Genomic DNA, 23,077 nt, shown 5'->3' on the forward strand with positions numbered 1-23,077 from the left:
TGGAGCTACTGGTCGGACACGCCGGGTTCGTTCAGACGCGCCTCAGCAATCACGACTTCAAGGATCCTTGCTAGCACCGTTTTCGGTGAAGGAACGCTCGGCTGACTCCACAACCCCGGTCTCCACAGCGTCGCCATTAGATACTTGCTGGTGAGCGCTGTCTTCGTGAAGCTTGAGGCGCTTAGTGAGTTCCAGACCTTGCTCGGCCCACTCGATCTCGCCTCGGGCCCGTGCGGCCAGGCCCTGATAAGCGAAACGCTTGTAGGCAATTGTCGTTTCCCGGCGTTCATCAGCTGTCATATCGAGCCGGCGGTTGAGCATGGGGCTCTCAAGCATATCGATATTGTCGATCTCCTCTTCCCAGCATTTCAACTCTCTCGTCCACTGATCGATGTGATCGTGGAGGAAACTCAGCCTGGCTCCGTAGTCAGCGGATTCGAGGTAGGCAGCCTTCAGGTGTGCGGAGTCACGTGTGCGCTGGTACTTGAGCGGACTATTCATCCATTCCTTAAAAGATGACTCGCCAGCATCGGTGACGTAGTAGACGCGGCGCATGCCTGCTGTCCCACGGGTCTGCTCTTCAGCGACGATGAGCTCTTCTTTGGCCATCTTCTGCAGCTCAGGATAGATCTGCGAGTCGGGAGCATGCCAGACATGACCCACAGACTGTGAGAACTGCTTCTGCAACTCGTAGCCGGACATCGGCCTAATCCGAAGAAGCGCGAGCAGGGCACTTCTTAGACTCATCGTTGTTCCTATTCTGTGAATCAGCAGGGGGGCCGGGCGTGGCTCCCGGGCCCCCCTCAGACTACCGCTCTCAACCCTTGCTGCCGGTTCGCCATCCGCCGTGGTATGTCTGGCGAGCCACCGTCGAATATGGGACCGGGCTGACCACTGCTCGCACCTCGGTCTGCACATGCGGTTCGACGGAAGCCTTCGACGTTCCGCCGTCCGGCTCGCCCCACACAACCTTGAGCTCCGTGCCTTCAGGGACGTCCGGGTTGATCACGGCCAGCGACAATCCGCGGCGTTCATTCGCCGAGTACCCGGTGAACATCGAGAAACCAACCGTATTGCCATCGGCATCTACAACCGAGTCATAGTTGGCAGAGCCGTAGTTCGCCAAAGGAAGGTCAAAGTACTTGAAGTTCGGACCGTCAACGTTCAAAGGCGATGACAGCACCTTGCCAAGGTCTTCCGCATCCCAAGCAAGAGTTACCTTCTTGCGTTGGGTAGACGGATCGATCTTTTCCAGAGCGCTGCGGCCAATGAAGTCATGGTCAAACTTGACGAACGACCCGTAGCCCAACTCCCACGGCGTCAGGTAATAGTCTTCGATGTTATCGGAGACGAACGACCCGGCAAGAGTGCCAGTGGCCTCGTAACTATCGGCGCCGAGCCACTCACGGAAAGCGCGCTCCTCCTCACCGGTGTAGACCGCGGGAAGCGGCGAGGGAATCCAACCGGACTCGAGTGTGTTCGACGGATAGGCACGTGATCCAACCGGCAACAGGCCGAATTCAGCACCGGCATCGATGATCGCCTCGCGAATCAGACTGTGGTCCTCGTATGGACCCCAGATCTCGAGACCTGGGGCACCGGCCATTCCGTGACGCAGGGTCCGCGCGTGTTTCCCAGCGATCGTCATGGTTGACATGTTGAAGAACCCTATCTTTTCCAACGAGCCGCCATTGAGCTTCTCTATGATGCTCCATGCATTCGGCCCCTGAATCTGGAAGCGATAGTAGCGACGGCTGACTGTCTCCCCGTAGGGGCGAGACGGAGAACGACGGTCCACTTCGATATCGAGATTCGAGTATCCGCCAGTCTCGCCGTGGAACATCAGCCAGTTCGATGCCGGTGCTCGGCCCACGTAGACGTACTCATCCTCGGCTTCGTGGAAGAGAATCCCGTCGCCGATCACGTGGCCCGAGGCGGTCGTCGGCACATACTGCTTGGCCTTGTTCACGGCGAACTTCTCGACAGAATTGATCGCTGTATCGGAGATCAGCTTGATGGCATCGGACCCACGTAGAAACACATTGTCCATGTGATGCGACTGATCGTAGAGGACCGCTGTTTCACGCCAAGCACGCTGTTCCTTGATCCAGTTCGTGAAGTCCGCCGGTACCACAGGGTAGATATACGACCCGATCTGTGAATTGCGTAGCAGGTCGACCGGATTGGTCGCCTCGAGTAGCTGTTGAAGATTGTCAGTCATCGTCGATGAACCTCTCTTGTTTTCGTGATGTGTCAGTAATCTGTATGGGCGGGTAAGGAACTGCCATGCCTCCGTACTGGGTTAATCGAAGAGAATTGTTTGGTTGGCATATCGAATGACACGGTCGTCGGCGTGCAGCCTCACTGCTTTGGAGAGCACCGCGCGCTCGACGTACGATCCCCTAAGCCTGCATGTCCTCGTCGGTCACAGTGTGGTTGACGCGGGTAACGTCCTGCTCGATGATTGGCCCCCTCGTCGAGGTCCTTCGTGACGTAGTGGCTGGTCGCTCCGATGAGCTTTACCCCTCGTTCTTTGGTCCTGCGATACGGGCCCGACCCAACCAATGCCGGCAGGAATGAGGGATGAATATTGATCACCGGCACCTTGATACGAGTGACACCAGACCCGATTGGTCGGGGCCGGTGACGATCAGGCCGCCGTAGTCCTTGTGACTGTCAGTTATTGGTGGCATACGAACACCTCATCATTGACCAGCCGAGAACTTCTCTGCCCACACCGCCGTGGCGAGCAGACCACCGAAGGTGTAGAAGTGAAGCTTCAACGATGCCGGAGTCTCCGAATCCGCCGTATGCAGTGCCAGTGAGTTGACGAACCTGTCCGGCCCTGCCGTACCGACGAGGTTTGCCAGTGAGAATCCGTACTTCTTGGCGATTCCGGCACTCGTTCCCACCCCGAAGCGTCGCGCGTAGCCGAGGAGCCGCTTGATGCCGGCGGGTCCGGGAGTACCGATCCGGATCACCGAATCAGCCCCATGGTCACGGACTTCTTTGACCCACGCACCTACCCTGTCTGCATCGAATGCGAACTGGCTGACGACGATCTGATCCAATCCCTGGTCTGACAGGGCTGAAATCTTTGCTACCAGGTGCGCCCAGAGCTCGTCGTCGCTGATATCAGGATGACCCTCCGGATACCCACCGATTCCGACCTCCTCGACTCCATAGTTCTGCAGAATCCCCGTGCGAATCACCGACAGAGAGTCGGCGTACGGGCCTTCCGGTGTAGAGGGATCGCCACCGATAACGAAGATGTGCTTTGTCGCCCCCGCCTGCTGCAACGCATCCAGGAACTCCTTGAGCTCCGTTTCCGATTTCAGCCTGCGTGCGGAGATATGCGGGACCGGGACGAACCCGAGCTCGGTCACGGTTTTTGCCGCATCGACGCGCATCGAGAGGTCTTCGTTGCCGAGGAACGTGACATTGATCCGCGTCCCCGCGGGGATTGCATAAGCAGCCTCACGGAGTTTGGAGACGTCTTTCCCTGTCATCTCGAGTGAGAAATCATCCAGCAGGTGTGTTGCAGTAAGCGCCACGACGGGGAATTTCCTTTCTTGAACACCGCTCTGTGTTCTTCAGGTCACTATATGCATAGGCATATGCCTATGGCCATAGGTATTTAACATCGAACCAGGACTGTCCAGAGATTGACCACTCCTGGACGGTTCTTGGCGTCGTCATGAGCGCATCATTGTCAGGCATGGCAGCCTTGCTCTCTCGACTGCCGTCTGGCCGCGGAGCGCAACGAACGCAAGCCCGCGACGGTGGCCGCTCTGGCGATCCATGCAATCGACCCCTTCGTCGCTGTCACCTCAACACCGACCGCCCAACTGGAGCTCTGGAGTGTCGCCACGGTTCGGGTCACATCGAGGACCACACACTGTGCCTCCACTGAGGTCCGACCACAACAGACCGATAAGAAGGTCCAGGCGACTCCTCAGTTAGGAAGCAAATATGTTGAGTTCAGAGAAAGGGAAACGCAGAGCCTTTCGATATACACGCGACGAGGAGCGGAAGCAAAGGGACGGGCCTTCTTGAGCCACGTGGTGGCCTACCCCCTGATTTGAACCCTAAGAAAAATTTCTTCCGCGACTTCAGCCCCAGCACGGTCATTAGAATGCACAAGACGCTCACAGACGTGGTGCTGATCGCCGTGCAGATGAAAACGAACAGCCTTTGGCGACGGAAATGATCGTGTTCATTTCGGCGCCAAGTATAGGTACCCATTCCTTCAAAGGTGCCCAGTAATCCACAGAGAGCTCCTGCGTCACGAACTTTCATACGCCATGGCACCTGGGGACGGTACTGGCCATCCTGCGATGTATCACCTTATTGACGACCTACAAGCTGCCAGCAATGGTTTCCACGCCTTGGAAAGGCCCGCCGATCTCCCTCCTGAGAATGACACGTCTTCATTCCTCGGGAACTTGGTCAAATCGCAACCGCCCCGATCGGAAGCGCGTGTATCGGCTGGTTAGGTGCTGAATCGCATCCGTGCTTTCCAGAGCGTCAACACGTTCTTCAATAGCTGGACCAAGCTTCGCGATATCGTGTTGTCAGACCTGGGATCGCCGCGGTTGCGGTTCGACCCCAGAGGCAACGTTGGAGTTCCGGAGCCATTGACGCCAGAAGCTTTGGTAATTATGGGAGACCAGAGACGTTCCACCGTCCTCGGAGGCTGGAGCCATCCCGAACACGACCACGGTCCCGGTCATACCGGCCCAGGAAACGGTTTTCATCGCTTCGCGGCTTGTTTCCGTCCTTGCATCGGGAAAATCCCGAAACCAGCTTCTCGAAGAACACGGTCCAGGGGTCCATCGCCACCGGACGAACCATCACAAACGTGGATGGTGGTCGGCCAGTCCCTGGCGGAAGGCGGTTATGGGCTCACACCCTACGCACACCTTCCGAGTTTCTCCGGTGCCCGGGGGACCTGACCGTATTCTTGTCGCCTCAGCCCGAGTACGCGAAGCCATCCATAATGATTCTGGCGGTCCGGGCGATGCCCGCGGATTTCAGGTGACCCTGATGCGTATGGGCCGTGGTTGTGACAAGGCCCTGGGGCTGTTGGATCAAAAGATCACCGTTGGGATCCTGTGCCACGAATTCATCGAGCAGGGTGCCTCCGAGCGCCGCGACCGCACCCAACGCCAGCGCCCCGGTTACAGGAATCGCGTGGTGGAAAACCCCCATGGATGTCGTTCGCGTTTGAACTTCGTGCGCCCTGGTGGCTGGAAACAGACACGTTACACGGGGGATCGCAGTGCTTTGGGGCAGGCCCATGAGCTTTCCGGCTTCCCGGCGGATGGATTCGAGACGTTCCAGTAGGGCGGGTTTCTTATTGAGCACCTCTGGCATCCGACAGGATTCAAGACCGACATCTGCCGCGCGGATTAGCACCAGCGGATTGGTGACATCGACCAGAGACGCTTCGATGCCGGCTTCAGTCAAAAACGTCGTCGGGCCGCAGGGCAGTACTGATCCCGTCTTTTCTCCACCCGGGGCCTGAAACCTCAAGTCGACTCGAGGGCCGGGGGTTGCCACGCCGGGAATCGCAAAATCACCGCCCCGGGGCAGGAGCCCGCCTTCGAGGTCGTGCTCCAGCTCCAAAATCGAATTGGTGTTCATATTCCAGACTCGCGCGAGAGACCGCTGCCCGCTTCGTGCAAGCAATTGCTGGTGCAGCGCATATGCGCTCACCGCGGCGCTGAGGTTTCCGCAGTTGCCACTCCAGTCAACGCTGGGAGCTCGTGGGTCTACTTGGGCAAATAAGGTAACCAGGTCGATGCCTTCGGGACATTTGTCGGCTCCGGGTATGGCGGTGATCCTGTCCGGAACGTCGACGGCCATAATCTTGCTGTTTGACGATGCCCCTCCCCCGAGTCCATCGACTGCCAGTGGATCGGGACTGCCGATCAAGGAAAGACATAAGGCCTCCCGCGCGGAGGCCTCCCAGGGTAGGTCACGTATTTTGAGGAATACGCCGCGGCTGGTGCCACCGCGCACGATCGAGACTGGAATCTTGTCGCTCATCTCTTGCCCGAATTCTCCTTCAAATACTCAGGGCCAGTGGAATAAGGGACAACAACCCGGGAACCACTATCGTCATGCCCAGGGATGTAAAGAGGAAGATCCTAAACACGTCGTTCTGTCGGTCTTGCTGAGCGTTGGCGACAACCAACGTTCCGGCAATATGAATCGGATTCATGACCATCAGGCCTGAGGGGACGGCAACCGCCGCCACGATCCAGAAAATGTGAGGCGAATCGGAGAAGAATCCGTAGGCCAACGGCATGGTCAGGCTCAACACGCCCAGAGCAGAGGATTCCACATTGCACAGCACCGCGGTCAGATAGGCCAGGACAAGCAAGAGGACCGCACCTGAAGCGACCCCGTTCATCGAGTTCTGAATCGAGTCGATCGTCCCCACGGACTCCAGCAGACCCAGGTAGGTCAGAAGCCCACCGATCAGCAGCGTGGCACCCCACGGGACGCGACTGAGCATGTCTTTCTGGGCCGGATGAAAGATCAACTGCAAAATTGCGGTAATCGCCATGGCCGTCAGACCGACGTCGGTACCGAAGGCAATCACGCACAGCACAAACAGGAACAGTCCGATGATCGAGCCCACAGCATAGGTCGTGTTGACGGCTTCTGAACTGGATTCGGCTCCTTCATCAACCTGGGAGGCACGAGGTTCAATCAACGCTTTGCCGCGTTTGGTCATGATGCCGAAAACGATCTGCAGCACCGCCAGAGCGGCGGCAGTGACCACGAGGGCCACAAGCCACAGCGCCCATACGGGGTAATCAGCGCCTGCCTTCGTCGCCAAGTGATGGACGGTCGCGCCCGTGGGATTCAAGGGGGACATTCCCAATCCGATGGATCCCATGATCACGCCCAGCGCGTTAATGAGATAGGTACCCGGATATTTGACAGAGATGAAGGCAATGATCGGTACCAGAATCGCCACCGGGCCCGTACCGAAAATGCCCACTGTCGAGAGGAAACCGCCGAGGAGGAATCCCACCCACGGAATCAACGCATGACGGTCTCCGACAACGCGAAAGACGCCGTTGATAATCCAGCGTATAGCCCCGCTGAGCTCCAGGTGACTGAACATCAGGGATACGCCGATAATCAGAATCACCAGGTCAGCAGGGAAGCTACTGTAAACCTCATCGACCGAAGCGCCAGCGATGAGCAGGAGGATGAACGTAGCGCACAATGACAGGGTGCCAATGTTGATTTTCTTCCACACCGCACCTATCAAGATCAGAACCAGCAAAATGAGGGATATGGTCTGCGGTGCGCTCAAAAAATCTCTCTCCAATAATCAGTGCCAGAGTAGGCGAGGATTGCTCCGATTCAGGGGTCCGCACGTGGAGAAAGCTCAGTCAATTGGCCGCCCGGCGGCGGACACCGAGCCCGTGACGGGACACGATGGTTATCGGAATCACAGAGGTCACCGTATCAGCAGACAACCCCAGCACAGCAAAGCGTTAATTCGGCCGCCGTGGGCCTATGTTCAGTCCGCGGAGTTTCCCGGAAGAAGAACAGAGCACCAAAGTTTGCGAGATCGGTAACACTCCTGCAACGGAGGCTCCCATCGCCGCGCGCACCGGAAATGATGTCGAAATGCCGCCTATTAGACCTGCGAGCGCGCCAAGGCGAGGAGCATGATGATCAGTAGTGGCTGGCATCAAGCCAGCGGTTAGACAATTTCACGCGTCCCGGGACGATCGCAGGGCGGTCTCCTATTTCCTTGATCTTCCGCCCGAAGGTACTGGGAGATACCTCGGTAACGCCGAGTCGTCGTGGCGTCTCAGCGGAAAGCCGCGGGATTCTCGTTTAGAAGTTGTCGGAGTCCACCGCTCGTAACAGGAAGACGGTATCTAATCGTGCCGCACCTGGGCCGCGTGCCGAGCCGAGGACGCTCTGGTGGTGACCGAACTTCATCGACTCGCTGAGTCGTTACCGGATGGGCGCGCAAGCAGAGTCCCTGCGGCGCAACTGACGGCGATACCAAAAACCAACCATGCTAGCCAAATTCGTCCTGATGAAGCTTGGTCGAACAATCCGGGGAGCAGGAGAATGAAAACCCCGCCAGAGATTGCCAAACCGATGATGAAGCCAGCCACGGTGTATTTTTCAGACATCTCGCTTCCTCTCTACTTGAAGCAACTGACCGCGCGGCAGGAACTACCGGAACCTTCTACCCCAGGGTCGCACATGGTCAGTCCCTCTTGCTTTGGCAGACAGCTCGCCACTGACCGCAAGTGCTGATTCGAGGGGACATATCAGGACCGGAACGTGCCCACATGAGCCGGATCACTGTCGCGCCTGCGATGACTCGTCCTGTGCACGGTTACGGGAGAGGACGATGCCGGCAGCGACGATGAGTGCCGTGACAAGGGCCAGGGCTATACCGGCTACGGTGATAGCGGTGTCGAACTCGGTGTACTGGTGCTCAGTCCAATTCCCGGCCGCCAAGGTGCCGGTGAACAGGGCGGTCAGGATAGTACCGGCCAAAGCCAGCCCAATCGAGGCGCCAACCTGCCCGGCCGTATCAGCCAGGGCTGCTCCGACGGTGGTGCGATCTTCAGGCAGTCCTCGCATAACGTTCGTACCGGCGACGACTCCGACGATACGCATCCCGGTGGCAACCAAGACGAGTGCGGCGGCGATCCACGCGTACCCGCGTGTGCCGAGCAGCCCGTAGACGGCGAGTCCTGCGACTATGACGCTTGAGGAGTACCAGGCCGCTCTCGTCATCCCGGCACGAGCGATCAGGGGGCCGACCAGAGCTCCGCCAGCAATGAGCACGATGACCTGCGGGAGCATACCCAGGGCTGCCCGTCCGGGGGTCCAATCAAATGCCAGCTGCAGGTGCAGTGTCACCAGGTACCCCAGCGCCCCGGTCGCCAACGAAGCGGCGGCCTTGAACAGGACTCCGCTGGCCACCAGCGGTCGGGCGAGCAGCCCGAGATCGATCACTGGATGAGGGGTCCGGTGCTCACGTACGACGAACAGCACTGCCGCAACCACGGCACAAGCAATCGCCGCCCACGGCCAGACCGATGTGGAGCCGGCTTCGGTGAACAGCGTCGGGACAAGGAGGACCACCATGATCGTGACCGTGCCTAGCAGGGAGCCGGCGAAGTCTATGGGAGCGCGGTGAAGCTCGTCTGGGCGATCGGCGGGAATGCCGCTGCGGATACCGATCATGGCGAGAACGGCGATGGGGGCATTGATCGCCAGGAGTGCCTGCCAGGGTGCCAGGGCCAGGATGAAACCGCCGGCAATCGGGCCGATGGCCATGCCGATCAGCCCGACCGTGGAGATGATGTTCATGCTTCGGACGCGCAATTCGTCGGCATCGAACAGGCGGAAAGCCAGAGCCATCGACCCTGGTGCGGTCATGGCCGCGGCTATACCTGTGATTGCTCGAATCACGATAAGCTGCCACACCGCCGTCACCAGCAGGGTCGACAGGCTAGCCACAGCCAGGATGATCAAGCCCACGAGCATCATCCTGCGTCGACCGAAGCGATCAGCCAGGGCGCCGAGTGCGATCATGAGCCCGCCGAAGATCACGGTATAGGTCAGCGTGATCCACTCCAGAGCGGCCCCCGAGGCGTGAAGGCGCCGTCCGATGGTCGGCAACGCAACATTGAGGATCGAGTTGTCGAGCATCTCGATCAGGAACACGGCGGCCAGTCCGGCCAATGGCAACCAGGATCCGCGCACTGACGACGGACGGGCCGGGATGAGGTGGTAGGGCGAAGTCATGTCACTCCTTCAATGAGATGAAGGAGTGACGACGCCGGTGCGCCGTGTGTACTCGCTGCACCGAGCCGTGCAATTCACTCCGGCGACAAGGTGGTGCAGGTTTCTACCCCAATGCGGCCAGAGTAGAGCGCGGTGCGACGGGCCGTCAAGCCGGTGACCAGGTCACAGAGGCTGCAGCTCACGCGCCCTCCGGCTGACCCCGAACCGTCGCCCGCGGTGTCTTGAGACGGATCGCCGGCAGCTCATGCAGCATTGTATGGCAGACCCGCCGCGTCAGGTTGTGCAGGCACGAGAGGCCAAGGTCACGACTGTTCTTCCTGCGAGGTCGACGGTACCGATACTCCGGGGTGGGACTCCGACGTTTCCTCATCACACTTGTCATCGTGGCACTTGCCTATCAACGGCAATTGCCACTACCGAAATTCGGTGTCCATAATCGACGGGCAAGGCCAAGCCGAGTTCGTTCCTTGTGGTGTTTAGCGTCTGCGACGTTGCAGGGAAAGCAACGATTGCAGATCGCTGGAGGCCTGCTTGCACTGTGCAATCAGTGTTGAATCGACGACCAGATCGCCTCGCGTGGCGACAGAGATGGCGCCGAGCGGGTCGTCTTTGACCAGCACAGGAACCGCCAGAGCGGAAACCGCTTCATCATATTCTCCGTGAGTCGAGCAATACCCGGCCTTCACGATCTTTCGAAACTCTTGCTCAAGCTGTAATGGATCGGTTGTAGTTGTGGCGGTGAACTTGGCCATCGGCCGACCTGTGACAAACCGAGCCCGTGCCTTCTCGGGCAACTGCGCGTAGTAGACCTTAGAAATCGCGCCGGCGTGGGCGGGGAACAACTCCCCTCCCATCGGATATCCACGCAGAGCGCCTTCCTTGCCATCGCAAGCAACGAGGGAGCGCATGTGGGCATGATCAGGCACAGCAAACGTCGCTACTAAGCCCGTGGTTGCGGCCAGATCGATGATGATTGGCTCAGCGAACCTCTTGAGAGAACTCGCCCGATTCCAGGCCTTGGTGAGCTGGAGTACGGCTGTTCCCAGGTAGTAACGCCTGGTCTGGTCGTCGCGACGCAGGAATTGGAGCTCACACAGTGTGTTAATGGCACGCTGCGCTGTCGATGTGCTGCAACCCAAACGTCTAGCGAGCTCCGAAACCCCCAGACTGTCGCGTTCTGCGTCGAAGGCCAGCAAGGCCTCTAAAGCATGGGCGGCTCCGTGAACTCGTTCCACCATGATGTCTTATCCCTCTCTCCGGGAAACTGTGGCATGGCTAGTGTTGCCCAGATCATACTTTTGTTCAAGAACTCAAGAACCACAGATAAAGGTGGATCCGTGAAGTGGCAACGCGTGAGAGATGAGACCCCAGTAACCAAGCGATACGCATATTTCGATACGGCGGCCGCTGCACCACCTGTCAGAAGTGCCGTACAGGCAATGACTGACTACCTTGCCAAGACGGTGGACTCTGGTCCGTACCTGCCGTCATTGAGAGCAGAGATTTACCGAAAGATCGAAGACATACGGGGCAAAACCGCACAGTTTATCGGCGCAGAACCAGAGGAAATCGCTTTCACTCGCAACGGTACGGAATCGATTTCCTTGGTCGGCCGAGGAATTGCGTGGAAGGCAGGCGATGAACTGATCCTGCCTGACACGGAGATGCTCAGCAACGTTGCCGTCTGGCGCCAGTTGGAGTCGGAAACCGGCATTCGAATCATTACCGTCAAGGCAGATGAACACGGTCTGATTGATCCCGAGTCGGTTGCACACGCCATCACCGAACGCACCAGGCTCATAAGTTTTGTCTTCCTGTCCAACGTTACCGGCGCCGTGCAACCAGTTGCGCAAATATGTCAGGTGGCCCGCAGAGCTGGAATTCTCACTCACGTGGATGCGGCGCAATCTTTGGGGATGATCCCCACCGACATCAACCAAATCGGTTGCGATTTCCTCTCGGCGTGTACCAGGAAGGGCCTTCGATCTGTTGAAGGGTCCGGCATCTTGTACGTCAGGCAAGAACATATTTCGAGTCTCTCTCCCGCACTTGCTGGTTGGTGGAACGCCTCAATAGGCGAGGACGGCGGAATCGGGTTCCCGGACACTGCTCGTCGTTTCGAGGCAGGATCCCCCAACGTGCCTGTCATCCTGGCCCTTGAAAAGGCCATTGACTACGCGGAGAGCATCGGTGTCGCGGACATCGAGGCGCAGGTGCGGGAACTGACCGAATATGCCGTGACAAAAATTCGATCCATCGACGGGGCATCTGTTTATGGCCCCCTGGATTCCGCGCATCGCTTGGGCATCATCCCATTCAACGTTGCTGGAATCGACCCGGCCGAACTGGTATCAGCCCTGGAAGAACAGGGCATCATCATCGAGTCCGGGCACTTCATGGCCACGTCGATTCTGAAGGCCTATGGGATCGAGACGATGGCGCGAGCATCCTTGCACTACTTCAATTCCCCGACAGAGATCGACCGCATGATCTCGATTATCGAATCATTTCTCGAGAAGGAACGAGGCATGCACTGATGGCAAATGCAATGCTGATGAGCAGCTCTAAAAAAGACGACTTGGGCTACCTCGAACATGCCTCCAGTCAGCTAAGAACCCTGCTGGGCAGCGGACCAAGGGATGTCCTCTATGTTCCGTATGCGGCGATTACGCCGACCTACGACGAATACGAAGCTCTTGCTGCCGAACCGTTCTCACAGCTTGGCTATACGATTCGCTCTATCCATCACGAACCGGATCCTCTCCGCGCAGTAGCTGAAGCGGGAGCAATCGCGGTGGCCGGCGGTAATACCTTCGCGTTGCTGAATCGTCTCTATCAGGAAAGTCTCGTCGATCCGATCCGACGCAGGGTAATGGACGAGGGCATCCCATACGTCGGTTGGAGCGCGGGGACGAATGTGGCTACGGCGAGCATCCGAACGTCCAATGACATGCCGATCGTGCAACCGCCGTCCTTCGTGGGCCTGGGCTTAGTTCCCTTCCAGATCAATCCTCATTTCGTTTCCGGCAAACCGGCCGGTCACAACGGTGAAAGCCGTGAAGAACGGCTGACCGAGTTCGTAACCCTGAACCGTGACGAGGAGGTCCTGGCCCTATATGAAGGTTGCGCTCTCCACGTCCAGGAAGACACCGGAACCATTATCGGTGACCGTGAGGGGATTGTGTTCAGCAACAACGCCCAGCCCAGAACGATCGCTGTCGGGGAAATGTTTAGTCTTGGCGAAATCAAGGGGAAGAAATGAGCATCAAAGAAGTTTCAGAAGTCATCAACCTCATCGACGACCCGAGCCTTAACGGAGCAGGGGCGAAAAAACTCTTGGACTCTGCTGGTGCCAAAGGGTGCACCATAACGGTTGATTCCGTTCCCTACGATGATCCGGATCTGCCATTCAAGTGCGACTTCGTCAAAGTCGTTATTCCGGGAAGCAACGGCAAAACCCATGGGGGGAAACAACGAACGCTAGGTATCATCGGTCGTTTGGGAGCCCAGCAAGCTCAACCTGAGCGCACAGGCATGGTCTCCGACGCCGACGGATCCATTGTCGCCCTGGCGCTTGCGCTGAAGCTCCTTCGCATGCACGAAGCCGGAGCCATACTTCAGGGTGACGTCATCATCACCACCCACGTCGCCACGCACGTGTCGATTAAGGAACACAAACCGGTAGATTTCATGGGCTCGCCCCTAAGCTCCGCGAAAATGAACGATCACGAGGTCGACAAGACCATGGACGCGATCCTTTCCGTGGATACCTCCAAAGGCAACAAAATCATCAATCACCGCGGGATTGCCATCTCCGCGACGGCGAAGCAAGGCTACATTCTGCCGGTCGCACCCGATCTGGTGAGCATCTTGGAGAACGCGACGGGAGAACCCGCATTCACTTTCCCCGTATCGCTCCAGGACATCACTCCCTATGAGAACGGGTTCTACCACTTCAACTCGATCATGCAGCCACATGTTGCGACAGGTGCCCCGGTCATTGGACTCGCGCTGACAGCCAAGGCCGCCGTTCCCGGGAGCGTGACGGGCGCAAGCTATCCGGACGCAATTCTGGACGCGGTTCGATTCGGACTCGAGACCGCCGTTCAGTTCACCTGGGGCCGTGCTGAGTTCTTCGACTTTGCCGAATTCGAAAAACTGCAAACGCAGTACGGATCCTTGAAGCAATTCCAAACCACAGGCAAGAAATAGCCCCGGACACAGGAGTGAGCGACGTGGTTGAGAACAAGGTTGCCCCGGAAGGCAACGAAACGCGGCACCCCGGAGCCTTCGAGCCCGTCGTGCTTATACCCACCATTATTCTGAGTGTTCTTGGCGCCATCGTAGGGTTGAACCTGATTACTACGCTGGGAATCTCCGCAAATACCAGCATCATCGGCGCAGTGATTGCCATGCTGCTGGGCAGGATTTCCTTCTTCGGGTTGTCCAAGCTCCGCAGTGAAAATCGACAGAACCTGGTGCAATCGGCTGTTTCGGCCTCGACATTCGCGGCAGCAAACGGTCTTTTGGCACCCATCGCTATTCCATTCGCGCTGGGGATGCCTGAGCTCGTTTGGCCCATGCTGCTCGGAGCCTCGATAGGTGTGCTGGTAGATGTCTTTGTCCTGTTCAAGGTCTACGGGTCGAAGCTCTTTCCGGCATCCAACGCCTGGCCGCCAGGAACCGCGGCGGCCGAGACCATTAAGGCGGGCTCACGTGGGGGCAGACGCGCGCTTATCCTCGCCGCTGGCACCGCGGTAGGTATCGGAGGGTCATTCTTTTCTCTGCCCATGTCCGCTGCAGGTGTGGCCCTTATCGGCAATATGTGGTCCCTGACGATGTTCGGAATTGGCTTGCTGATTGCCCAGTACGCACCTGCCCTGTTCCAAGTGGACCTGACGGCGCTGTACATACCACACGGGCTGATGATCGGGGCCGGCATCGTCGCTCTGTTTCAAGTGCTGTGGATCATCTTCGGCTCGCGAAGCAAGTCGGCGCAAAAGCGTGAGGCAGTAGTATCGAAAGCTGCCAAGGCGGATCCGTCCATGAAGTACACGGTTAATCCCCAACAGTTAGCTCGGGCCTTTGGCTTTGGGTACTTGGCATTCGTGGCGGGAGCGGTGATTCTCACCGGCTTCGCGGGCGTTCTAGAAGGACTGCCGTGGTTGGAAATTCTGGGTCTGGTTCTGTTTGCCGGTTTGGCCGCGATCATTCACGAACTGATCGTGGGCTTGGCTGCAATGCACGCGGGCTGGTTCCCGGCCTTTGCGGTTACTCTGATCTTCCTGGTTATCGGCCTGTTGATTCACATTCCAGCCGCACCCCTGGTCTTGTTGGTGGCCTATTGCTCAGCGACCGGACCGGCTTTTGCTGATATGGGTTATGACTACAAGGCCGGATGGATCCTGCGGAGGGAACATCGTCCGTACACTGCATTCGAAATGGACGGCCGCAAGCAACAGCTGCAAGCGTCTGTGGTAGCAATCCTGATCTCCATCGGCATCGTTGCAATTTCATGGGACAACTTATTGAGCAGCGGCGCCATCCCGCCGACTTCCCAAGTCTTCGCCGACACCATCACAGCTGGTGTCAGTGACCCGTCCATTGGCAAGACAATGGCCCTGTGGGCCATACCGGGAGCGATCATTCAGCTTGTGGGCGGACCTCAGCGACAGCTGGGCGTATTGTTTGCAACGGGTTTGCTGGTGGCCTCGCCAAACGCTGGATGGCTGGTCCTCATCGGATTGCTTGGACGAAAGCTCTGGACCAAATGGCGCGGTGAAGAGGGTGAACGAGAGGTCGGTCTGGTTGGCGCTGGACTGATTGCTGGTGACTCGCTGTTCAACCTCGGCAAGATCATTCGGATTTGATGCCTCTCCGACGATGCGATGTAGGCTCCAAGGTCAGGATTCATACCAAAATCATTTTGTAGCACCGTACCGGTACAGCCATTGTTACTGCCGAGAATGGCGCGAATCATGTGGGCACTCAAGATGGTGTCGTCCACGCGATGGGTGCCACCGCTAGCTGGCTACAGGATCCGGTGGGTCGTACCGCCAAACCCGCAGTTCTTGAATTCCCATATAGTCCGACCGACCGGTTGCTGTTCCGCGTACTGGGGATGGCCGCCGATTTCGAGGCCGATTTGCTCCGTATTCGCACCCGTGAAGGAAGGGCCGTAGCCAAGGAAAATGGCCGGTTGCAGGGCGACAAGCCGAAATTCTCTCCGTCTCAGAAGAAACATCTGGTGTCGTTGCATTGCGGTGGGGGCATACGACCGAAGACATCACGGAACGGCTCGGCGCGGCCCGGTCCACGGTGTACAGAGCAATTCATCGGCCCGGTACCAGTCACACGGGGACTACCTGAGGACAACGGATAGTTCGATCAGTCCAAGGCTCACATGCGGGAATATCGCGAACGGTTCGAGGTTCTTGACGGAACAGCACATTCATGACTGGCGACCACTCGCCAGACGTAAGGGATCATCACGTTATTCGACGAAGCCCTTAATGTCTTTTCACGATACTGATGCCCACCGTGTCCCGGCTTGCGCGTTTGTCCCGGCGCGTGACACCCAAGCTGACAAGAGCCAGAACCAGACCCAGCACGTCGAGTCCTATGCCGATCCAACCTGGTGAGAGGTAACCGAAGCCTGCGGCGATCGAGGCGCCACCCAGCGCGGCACCGAGGGCATTGCCGATGTTGAACGCTGAGTGGTTCACCGCCGCGCCGAGGAGCGCGGCCTTGCCCGCGATGCGGATCAAACGCGCCTGGATGGACGGAATCAGAATCGACTGCGTGACGCCGATGAGGAACACCGTAATGAAAAGGCCGGGCTTGGACGGGGCGAGCAGTGTGTACAGCACTAGCGAAATGATGAACGCGGTGAAGCCGAAGAGCACTGTCTTGGTGAGATTGCGGTCGCTGGCCCAGCCGCCGATCATATTGCCGATTGTCATGCCGATGCCCATGACTGCCAGGACCCACGGGACCACCGCCGAGGACAGGCCCGCGACCTGCGTCGAGACCTCGGTGATGTACGAGTACACCGCAAAAAATCCGCCGAACCCGATGGAACCCACGGCGATCATGATCCAGATGCGTATGTTCTTGAAAGCGCGGAGCTCAGATCCCGCTGTGCGCGTGGGATCCCCGGCATAGCGCGGAAGAGAAAAGAAGGCGAGAACGAGCGCAAGAGCGAATATCGCCGCGACCATCAGATAGGCCGAACGCCACCCGAAGTTCTGGCCGAGCCAGGTCGCGAGGGGCACGCCCACGACGTTCGCGATCGTGAGTCCGGAAAGAGCCAGGGCAATTCCCTTCCCCTGATTCCCTGGACCCATGATCCGTGCCGCGAGCAGGGAGGCCACCGCAAAATACGCACCGTGAGGCAGGGCAGAAATGAACCGGAAAGCGGAAAGCAACCCAAAGGTCGGGGCGAATGCGGACGCGAGTGTCCCGATGATGAACAAGCTTAAGAGCAACAACGCCAATCGCGCTTGCGAGGCTTTGGCGCCGAGGGCTGCGATTGTCGGGGCTCCCACGACGACGCCTAGCGCGTACATCGTGATGAGCGTGCCGGCCTTGGCAATCTCGGTTTCGGGGGATTGATTGAATTTCGGCAGGAGGTCCCGCGCGATATCAGGAAGGAGACCCATGGAGGCAAATTCGGTGACTCCGATGCCGAACCCGCCGAGGGCGATGGCCACGAGGGCAATGCCTCGACGGACGGGGGTGAGAGTGGTCAAGGCTGACCTTCCTGAGTGGAGGGGGGATTCGATTCGATAACAATCGCCCCATTGCGCGCAGACTAGGCTAGTCCGTCCTGTGTCAGGGTGTCGACCGTGAAGCTTTCCGTTGCTATATGTGACTCGTCATGCGCTCCTCTAGTCTTGAAAGCGCATCCCTTGTCGCCTCCGGAGCGAAGGTTTCTTCCGATGACCGGGCGGAAAGATTTCTCAACCAGGCCCTGGAGGACCACATCGACGACAGCTTGCCGACACCAGTGCTGCAGGAAATCGGCTGTGGGCAATCATCCACTCTTCCGTGATGCCCCATCCCGTTTCGACTGCACTAGGCAACTTTTGGAGGACATGGTGGACGGACTACACGGATGTTTCCGGGCGGGAGTATGCGATTCCGCTCGTGACTGTCATTCAATTCCAGTAACTGATCTCTCCCCTGTCACCACTTTGAAGCCGATGACGTCATACAACTCCGAAAACAACATATACGGGTTCTTCGGCTCATGAGTTTGGTCGCGTCCGAGGCGGCAGGCGAGGCGCACTGTCCTGAAGTTATTCCGTATCTAACTCTGTTGCCGAGACCTCATGGACCAGTAGAACGTGACTGACAAAGCTATCACTGCAGTGAAAGCCAGAAGGATGAACATCGGCCCTCCCGCAAGCAGTGTCAGGCCAAGAGCGAGCACTACGGCTACCCACGCGGATACTGTTGCGAACAGAGCTATGCGGCGCTGACTCATTGGTTTTCACTCCTTCTATTAGCAGAATGTCGCTGCACCTACAGCGCCGCCGCTAACTGCACCCCCAATGGCAGTCCCAACTGCCCAGCCGGTGACAGTTCCTGCGACAGGAACAGCGCTACCGATGGTAGCCCCTGCGGCCCCGCCAGCGATAGCTCCAGTTCCAGCACTACCGCCAGTTCCGAGACCGCACTTGGCACCCTTACCCAGGTACGTGTTGGTCTGCGACGTGTTGGCAGCGTCCTGACTGATGACATTGACTGACACAACGCCATCTTTCTCGGCGTACTTCAGCGCGACGCCATTACCATTCTTGTCCTTTGACTCAGAAGGAAGGGCTTGCTTGGAGCCGTCCTTGGCGACGACTGCCGACCCATCCTCTACAAGCTTTACTCCATCAGGAAGCCGGAAGGCCAGATTCGAATCATCCACTTGTTTGATGCTCTTCTGAGCATCCACCTCAGAGGCCTGCTGGGTCTGGGCTGAGGGAGCTTCAGCTGCATTAGCGGGAGCTAAGATACCGCCGAGAAGCCCTAAGGAGAGAAGCGCTCCCGTGCCAACGGCGGTGGTCTTCTTAGCGGTGTTCATATCTGTCCTTCCGTTTTACCCTGCTGGGGTTCGGCCATTCTCACGTGATGCACGTTACGTATGAAAACACTGAGGATGCAAGGAATAACCACTATGACGTATAAATCGTTACTGAAAATATATTCAAGTAGTTAACTGTTATTAAATCGTGACAGTCCGGAGACCGCCTCGAGACCGCGAATCATTCATAACCGAAATTACGACTGCGAGGTGGTGGCCAGTCAATCGCCGTCAGCCGATTGCAACTCCAGGGAAGGTTGTCTCGTTGAATCACACCATGCCCGCTAGACGGCATCCAACCGGGGTAGATGACCCGAAGGTGTGAGACTAGAGGCGCCACCGTGCCAGCGCCTTAGGAGTTGCATAAGACCGCTTCCAGCTGCGGGATGTCTTGGCACTCTGGCTCGACGCCGGAAGTTGGGAGCCCAGACCGGCAACATGCGTTTGATCTAATCTGGGCCACGGGGCAATTGATAGGACAACAGACACCCTCCAGCTCACCGATAACGAGAGGGTCGATCGTTGCTTCAGGCCAGTGCCCTCCCAGAGGCCTCCCGCCGGGGCCTCTCGGCCTATGATCCATCTCCGAATCTGCCACAAAACGGATTTCACCAGCATGACGAGAATGGCGCCAAGCCGCTCCGCCCGCCGAACACCTTGAGCTCGCCGCCGCATACTTGCTTTACGATTCAAATAATTTTTACCGGGAATAAGCGGAACTATCGACGTGTTGATCTTGGTGATTCGCCTTTGACAGACCATCAGGAGGTCACCATGCAGCTCGGAATCATGACAATTGGGGATGTCACCCAGGACCCCACCAACGGCACCACACCGACCGAAAATGAACGCATCACAGCGACCGTCGAGATCGCCAAGAAGGCCGACGATATCGGCCTGGACGTTTTCGCGACGGGTCAGCACCACAACCCACCGTTCGTGGCTCCGGGTAACCCTCCCACGCTCATGGCGTACCTCGCGGCCGTAACCAAGAACATTATTCTGTCGACCTCGACCACCCTCATCACCACGATGGATCCTGTTCGTCTGGCGGAGGACTACTCCTACGTCCAGCACCTGGCCGAGGGCCGCGTGGACCTGATGCTCGGTCGCGGCAACACCGGGCCGGTCTACCCATGGTTCGGTAAGGACATTCGTCAAGGCGTGAATCTTGCGGTGGAAAACTACAACCTGCTGCATCGCCTCTGGAATGAGGACGTCGTGAACTGGCAGGGCAAGTTCCGGACGCCTTTACAGTCCTTCACCTCAACGCCGCGCCCGTTGGACGGCGTCGCGCCCTTCGTATGGCACGGCTCCATCCGCACCCCCGAGATCGCCGAGCAGGCGGCATATTACGGTGACGGCTTCTTCCACAACAACATCTTCTGGAACAAGGAGCACACGGAGCAGATGATCAATCTGTACCGCGAGCGCTACGAACACTACGGTCATGGAAAGGCCCAGCAGGCAATCGTCGGCTTGGGCGGACAGTTCTTCATGCGGCAGAAGAGCCAGGACGCATGGCGGGAATTCCGCCCCTACTTCGACAACGCTCCCGTCTACGGGCACGGCCCCACGTTGGAAGAGTTCACGGATCAAACCCCGTTGACGGTCGGCTCTCCCCAAGAAGTCCTTGAAAAGACCCTTTCATTCCGGGAGTATGCGGGCGAATACCAACGCCAGCTGTTCCTCGTGGACCACGCGGGTCTGCCCCTCAAGACCGTTTTGGAGCAGCTCGACATGTTCGGCGAACAGGTCCTGCCCGAGCTTCGGAAGGAGTACTCGGCCTCGCACAACCCCGAGGTGCCGGAAGCGCCGGTTCACCCTCGCGTCGCTAAGACTCGGGAGCTTCAGGAAGGAGCAAACCATGCGTAATCCCAAGATCGTCGTGATCACTGCGGGACTGTCCGAGCCGTCGTCGACGGCGCTTCTGGGCGAACGCCTCGCGGATTCCGCGCTTAGCCGCCTCGAAGGTACTGGCTTGACCGCTCAGGTCGAGACCATCAGTCTCCGCGGCTTGGCCCACGGGATCGCCGATTACATGACTATGGGCTTTCCTTCGGGCGAAGTCGGCAGCGCGCTGGATACGGTACGTTCTGCGGATGCGATCATCGCGGTAACCCCCACGTTCAAGGCCGGATACACCGGGCTGTTCAAATCCTTCTGGGATCTGACGGACGACGACGATCTTGTGGGAATCCCCACGATCGTCGCCGCTACCGGCGGTACGGCCCGTCACTCGCTCATGATCGAGTCTTCCCTGCGCCCGCTCTTCGCGTACCTGCACGCCGACGTCGTCCCGACCGGAGTATTTGCGGCAACCGACGATTTTGGGGCCGACTCCTCACTTCAGCACCGCATCGATCGGGCAGGTCTCGAGCTGGCCGAACGCATCGCCTGGAGATCCGGGGCCACCCGGGCCGAGAGGGCACCATCGGTGGAGAAGGAAACCGAGCCGAAGGCGCCGTCCCTCGCCGGCGGTAGGGGGCTTCCTCCGCTCAAGGTCACGCCTTTCGACCAGCTGTTGAACGGCGAGGCGTGATACCTCGTCGCTTCAACGGAATTCGATGACGGCGCCGCCCCGGAACGGGGTGGTCCGGCGACCTGTCGTGTCGGACCCAGGCTATGTAGTCTCTAGATGAAGGCCTCCGACTTCCAAGCCTGACCGTTCCGCGAGGGTCACGAGGGCAAGGATGCGGCCTGAGGCCCTCACCCCTGTTCTGAGTCGGAACCGTTCGGCCGATGACGCCTCAAACTAAGGAGCAACGAGCATGGCCATTCCATCCCTGTCAGGCATCCACCATGTGAAGATCCCCGTCAGCGACATCGATCAGAGCCGCCGGTGGTATGAGGCGGTGCTCGGCCTACAGGTCAATCACAACTTTAAGGACGACGACGGCGTGGTGCGCGGCGTCGCCGGGACGCTGACCTCACCCGAGGGCGACGCGTTCCTCTCCATCGCCCTCCGGCAGAATCCAAAGGTTGTTGAAGCGATTCACGGCTTCGATCCCCTTTCGCTGTTCGTCCCCCACCATGATGAATTGGCCGCGTGGAAAGAGCATCTCGTTCGACTCGGTTACGACTCTCCCGAATCGACCCCCAATGGCAACGTGCTGCTCCTCCACGATCCCGACGGCATCGAGATCAGAATCTTCGGCACACGGCCATAACCATCTCGGTCTCCTCGGGCGATCGAATGTCCGTACGGCGCGGCATGATGTGCGCTCTGCCCCGGCGACCGTTTCTTTCAGGGATTTCAGGGCTTCGATCCCTGGGCTTCGATCCCTGGGCTTCGGTGCCTAGGATGATCGGGTGAACGATTGCCCGATTGCGTCCCAGGATTCCCTGACCGTCCAGGGCCGCGAGCGCACCCTGACGTTGGTCGTGCCGAAAAATCTCCCCCCGGACCCTCCGCTCGTGATACTTTTTCACGGTTCTCAGCAGAGTTCCCGCGTATTCCGAAAATTCACCGCGGGGACCTTCGACGATGCGGCCGCACGCACCGGTTCCGTCCTCGCCTACGTGGATGGCTTCGATCGGCACTTCAACGATTCCCGCGTGGGCGCGGACTTCCGATGCCGCGAGCTCGGGATCGACGATGTGGCTTTCACGGCCGCCACGATCAAAAGGCTGAGAAGGACTCACGGAATCGATGAGTCCAAGGTCTTCGTGGTCGGGTACTCGAATGGCGGTCACATGGTTATCCGTTTGATTCACGAAGCCCCGAAACTCCTGGCTGGAGCGGCCATTATCGCGGCGACACAGCCGACCCCTGACAATTTTCTGCTTGCCGGCAGACTCCCGACGTTGCCGAGACCGGTACGCCTTCTCGCAGTCCACGGGACCGAGGATCAGCTGGCTCCCTACAAGGGTGGACAAGCGTCACTGTGGGGAAAGCAGTCTCGGGGAGCGGTCCTTTCCGCACCCGATTCCGCCCGCTATTTTGCAGAACGCAATGGCATCCACACACCGCCCACCGAGACCCAATGGCATGAAGACGTCGTCGTCACCGAATGGGCCGGACAAGGTCTGGAACCGGTCCAGCTGTGGACGGTGCACGGTATGGGCCATGTGGTCCCGGTTCCCCACGATCTGCCTGCGAGCCTTGGCCCGGGAACACGAGCATTTGCCGCGGCGGACGTGATCACGGGTTTCTTCGGTTTGTCCGAGGTATAGCCTGCTCTACCCATG

21 protein-coding genes and 1 pseudogene are annotated in these 23,077 nt (G+C 58.6%); 9 read left to right on the top strand and 13 right to left on the bottom strand.

Annotated features, from left to right (window positions below; genetic code table 11):
- Positions 1-57 precede the first annotated feature (57 nt).
- The 10 genes and pseudogenes from EWV35_RS08510 to EWV35_RS08555 all read right to left on the bottom strand — a co-directional run bounded on the left by EWV35_RS08510 (position 58) and on the right by EWV35_RS08555 (position 11,048).
- A complete protein-coding gene (locus EWV35_RS08510; RefSeq protein WP_129660555.1) occupies positions 58-747 on the bottom strand; it encodes a PadR family transcriptional regulator in 690 nt (229 codons plus the stop codon).
- 70 nt (positions 748-817) lie between these two features.
- Complete coding sequence (gene ligM / locus EWV35_RS08515) at positions 818-2,221, bottom strand: vanillate/3-O-methylgallate O-demethylase (RefSeq protein ID WP_129660558.1); 1,404 nt, start codon at positions 2,219-2,221, stop codon at positions 818-820.
- A gap of 81 nt (positions 2,222-2,302) precedes the next feature.
- Positions 2,303-2,613, bottom strand: a pseudogene (locus EWV35_RS08520) (formyltransferase family protein); the annotation flags it as partial.
- Positions 2,614-2,705: 92 nt separating this feature from the next.
- A complete protein-coding gene (locus EWV35_RS08525) occupies positions 2,706-3,554 on the bottom strand; it encodes a methylenetetrahydrofolate reductase (RefSeq protein ID WP_342210830.1) in 849 nt (282 codons plus the stop codon).
- Between the two features lie 1,020 nt (positions 3,555-4,574).
- The gene (locus EWV35_RS08530) at positions 4,575-4,757 is read right to left on the bottom strand and encodes a hypothetical protein (protein ID WP_129660562.1); all 183 of its coding nucleotides are present in this window, start codon (positions 4,755-4,757) and stop codon (positions 4,575-4,577) included.
- Positions 4,758-4,971: 214 nt separating this feature from the next.
- Positions 4,972-6,051, bottom strand: a complete 1,080-nt coding sequence (locus EWV35_RS08535; RefSeq protein WP_129660564.1) for a PrpF domain-containing protein — start codon at positions 6,049-6,051, stop codon at positions 4,972-4,974.
- Between the two features lie 19 nt (positions 6,052-6,070).
- Positions 6,071-7,336 (bottom strand): SLC13 family permease, encoded by a 1,266-nt coding sequence (locus tag EWV35_RS08540; protein ID WP_165168462.1) that lies wholly within the window; start codon positions 7,334-7,336, stop codon positions 6,071-6,073.
- A 637-nt stretch (positions 7,337-7,973) separates the two neighbouring features.
- A complete protein-coding gene (locus EWV35_RS08545; RefSeq protein ID WP_129660569.1) occupies positions 7,974-8,177 on the bottom strand; it encodes a hypothetical protein in 204 nt (67 codons plus the stop codon).
- A gap of 172 nt (positions 8,178-8,349) precedes the next feature.
- Positions 8,350-9,810, bottom strand: coding sequence for an MFS transporter (locus tag EWV35_RS08550; RefSeq protein WP_129660572.1), 1,461 nt, complete (start codon positions 9,808-9,810; stop codon positions 8,350-8,352).
- A gap of 476 nt (positions 9,811-10,286) precedes the next feature.
- On the bottom strand, positions 10,287-11,048 hold the full coding sequence (locus EWV35_RS08555; protein ID WP_129660575.1) for an IclR family transcriptional regulator: 762 nt from the start codon (positions 11,046-11,048) through the stop codon (positions 10,287-10,289).
- A gap of 33 nt (positions 11,049-11,081) precedes the next feature.
- On the opposite strand from EWV35_RS08555, the gene EWV35_RS08560 reads away from it, so the two are divergent.
- From EWV35_RS08560 to EWV35_RS13575, 5 genes are all read left to right on the top strand, one after another.
- Positions 11,082-12,347: an aminotransferase class V-fold PLP-dependent enzyme gene (locus EWV35_RS08560; RefSeq protein WP_274542953.1), complete on the top strand. Its 1,266-nt coding sequence runs from the start codon at positions 11,082-11,084 to the stop codon at positions 12,345-12,347.
- A gap of 11 nt (positions 12,348-12,358) precedes the next feature.
- Positions 12,359-13,072 carry a dipeptidase PepE gene (pepE, locus tag EWV35_RS08565; RefSeq protein ID WP_202976058.1) on the top strand — a complete coding sequence of 238 codons (714 nt, stop codon included), beginning with the start codon at positions 12,359-12,361 and terminating at the stop codon, positions 13,070-13,072.
- Positions 13,069-14,022 carry a DUF1177 domain-containing protein gene (locus EWV35_RS08570; protein ID WP_129660584.1) on the top strand — a complete coding sequence of 318 codons (954 nt, stop codon included), beginning with the start codon at positions 13,069-13,071 and terminating at the stop codon, positions 14,020-14,022. The genes pepE and EWV35_RS08570 overlap by 4 nt, the downstream gene beginning before the upstream one ends.
- A 23-nt stretch (positions 14,023-14,045) precedes the next feature.
- Entirely contained in the window at positions 14,046-15,680 is a 1,635-nt protein-coding gene (locus EWV35_RS08575; RefSeq protein ID WP_193554096.1) for an OPT/YSL family transporter, read from the top strand.
- Positions 15,681-16,068: 388 nt separating this feature from the next.
- On the top strand, positions 16,069-16,179 hold the full coding sequence (locus tag EWV35_RS13575; protein ID WP_342210832.1) for a helix-turn-helix domain-containing protein: 111 nt from the start codon (positions 16,069-16,071) through the stop codon (positions 16,177-16,179).
- A gap of 140 nt (positions 16,180-16,319) precedes the next feature.
- Here EWV35_RS13575 and EWV35_RS08585 read toward each other — a convergent pair whose 3' ends face one another.
- From EWV35_RS08585 to EWV35_RS08590, 3 genes are all read right to left on the bottom strand, one after another.
- Positions 16,320-17,561: an MFS transporter gene (locus EWV35_RS08585; RefSeq protein WP_129660587.1), complete on the bottom strand. Its 1,242-nt coding sequence runs from the start codon at positions 17,559-17,561 to the stop codon at positions 16,320-16,322.
- A 560-nt stretch (positions 17,562-18,121) separates the two neighbouring features.
- On the bottom strand, positions 18,122-18,298 hold the full coding sequence (locus EWV35_RS13190) for a hypothetical protein (protein WP_165168464.1): 177 nt from the start codon (positions 18,296-18,298) through the stop codon (positions 18,122-18,124).
- Positions 18,299-18,316: 18 nt separating this feature from the next.
- Positions 18,317-18,886, bottom strand: a complete 570-nt coding sequence (locus EWV35_RS08590) for a hypothetical protein (RefSeq protein ID WP_202976059.1) — start codon at positions 18,884-18,886, stop codon at positions 18,317-18,319.
- A 774-nt stretch (positions 18,887-19,660) separates the two neighbouring features.
- Between EWV35_RS08590 and EWV35_RS08595 the strand changes: the two genes are divergently transcribed.
- The 4 genes from EWV35_RS08595 to EWV35_RS08610 all read left to right on the top strand — a co-directional run bounded on the left by EWV35_RS08595 (position 19,661) and on the right by EWV35_RS08610 (position 23,062).
- A complete protein-coding gene (locus tag EWV35_RS08595) occupies positions 19,661-20,761 on the top strand; it encodes an LLM class flavin-dependent oxidoreductase (protein ID WP_129660590.1) in 1,101 nt (366 codons plus the stop codon).
- On the top strand, positions 20,754-21,428 hold the full coding sequence (locus EWV35_RS08600) for a CE1759 family FMN reductase (protein ID WP_129660593.1): 675 nt from the start codon (positions 20,754-20,756) through the stop codon (positions 21,426-21,428). Before EWV35_RS08595 ends, EWV35_RS08600 begins: the two co-directional genes overlap by 8 nt.
- Positions 21,429-21,657: 229 nt before the next feature.
- Entirely contained in the window at positions 21,658-22,056 is a 399-nt protein-coding gene (locus EWV35_RS08605; protein WP_202976060.1) for a VOC family protein, read from the top strand.
- Between the two features lie 142 nt (positions 22,057-22,198).
- The gene (locus EWV35_RS08610; protein WP_129660596.1) at positions 22,199-23,062 is read left to right on the top strand and encodes an alpha/beta hydrolase family esterase; all 864 of its coding nucleotides are present in this window, start codon (positions 22,199-22,201) and stop codon (positions 23,060-23,062) included.
- Positions 23,063-23,077: the final 15 nt, after the last annotated feature.

It is taken from the genome of Rothia uropygialis (genome assembly GCF_004137765.1).
Lineage (GTDB): Bacteria > Actinomycetota > Actinomycetes > Actinomycetales > Micrococcaceae > Rothia.

Bases quoted from the DNA above. Each gene is read 5' to 3' on its own strand.
- EWV35_RS08510 (WP_129660555.1), bottom strand. From the start codon at position 747: ATGAGTCTAAGAAGTGCCCTGCTCGCGCTTCTTCGGATTAGGCCGATG.
- ligM (WP_129660558.1), bottom strand. From the start codon at position 2,221: ATGACTGACAATCTTCAACAGCTACTCGAGGCGACCAATCCGGTCGAC.
- EWV35_RS08530 (WP_129660562.1), bottom strand. From the start codon at position 4,757: ATGAAAACCGTTTCCTGGGCCGGTATGACCGGGACCGTGGTCGTGTTC.
- EWV35_RS08535 (WP_129660564.1), bottom strand. From the start codon at position 6,051: ATGAGCGACAAGATTCCAGTCTCGATCGTGCGCGGTGGCACCAGCCGC.
- EWV35_RS08545 (WP_129660569.1), bottom strand. From the start codon at position 8,177: ATGTCTGAAAAATACACCGTGGCTGGCTTCATCATCGGTTTGGCAATC.
- EWV35_RS08550 (WP_129660572.1), bottom strand. From the start codon at position 9,810: ATGACTTCGCCCTACCACCTCATCCCGGCCCGTCCGTCGTCAGTGCGC.
- EWV35_RS08555 (WP_129660575.1), bottom strand. From the start codon at position 11,048: ATGGTGGAACGAGTTCACGGAGCCGCCCATGCTTTAGAGGCCTTGCTG.
- EWV35_RS08560 (WP_274542953.1), top strand. From the start codon at position 11,082: ATGGCTAGTGTTGCCCAGATCATACTTTTGTTCAAGAACTCAAGAACC.
- pepE (WP_202976058.1), top strand. From the start codon at position 12,359: ATGCTGATGAGCAGCTCTAAAAAAGACGACTTGGGCTACCTCGAACAT.
- EWV35_RS08570 (WP_129660584.1), top strand. From the start codon at position 13,069: ATGAGCATCAAAGAAGTTTCAGAAGTCATCAACCTCATCGACGACCCG.
- EWV35_RS13190 (WP_165168464.1), bottom strand. From the start codon at position 18,298: ATGAGTCAGCGCCGCATAGCTCTGTTCGCAACAGTATCCGCGTGGGTA.
- EWV35_RS08590 (WP_202976059.1), bottom strand. From the start codon at position 18,886: ATGAACACCGCTAAGAAGACCACCGCCGTTGGCACGGGAGCGCTTCTC.
- EWV35_RS08595 (WP_129660590.1), top strand. From the start codon at position 19,661: ATGCAGCTCGGAATCATGACAATTGGGGATGTCACCCAGGACCCCACC.
- EWV35_RS08600 (WP_129660593.1), top strand. From the start codon at position 20,754: ATGCGTAATCCCAAGATCGTCGTGATCACTGCGGGACTGTCCGAGCCG.
- EWV35_RS08605 (WP_202976060.1), top strand. From the start codon at position 21,658: ATGGCCATTCCATCCCTGTCAGGCATCCACCATGTGAAGATCCCCGTC.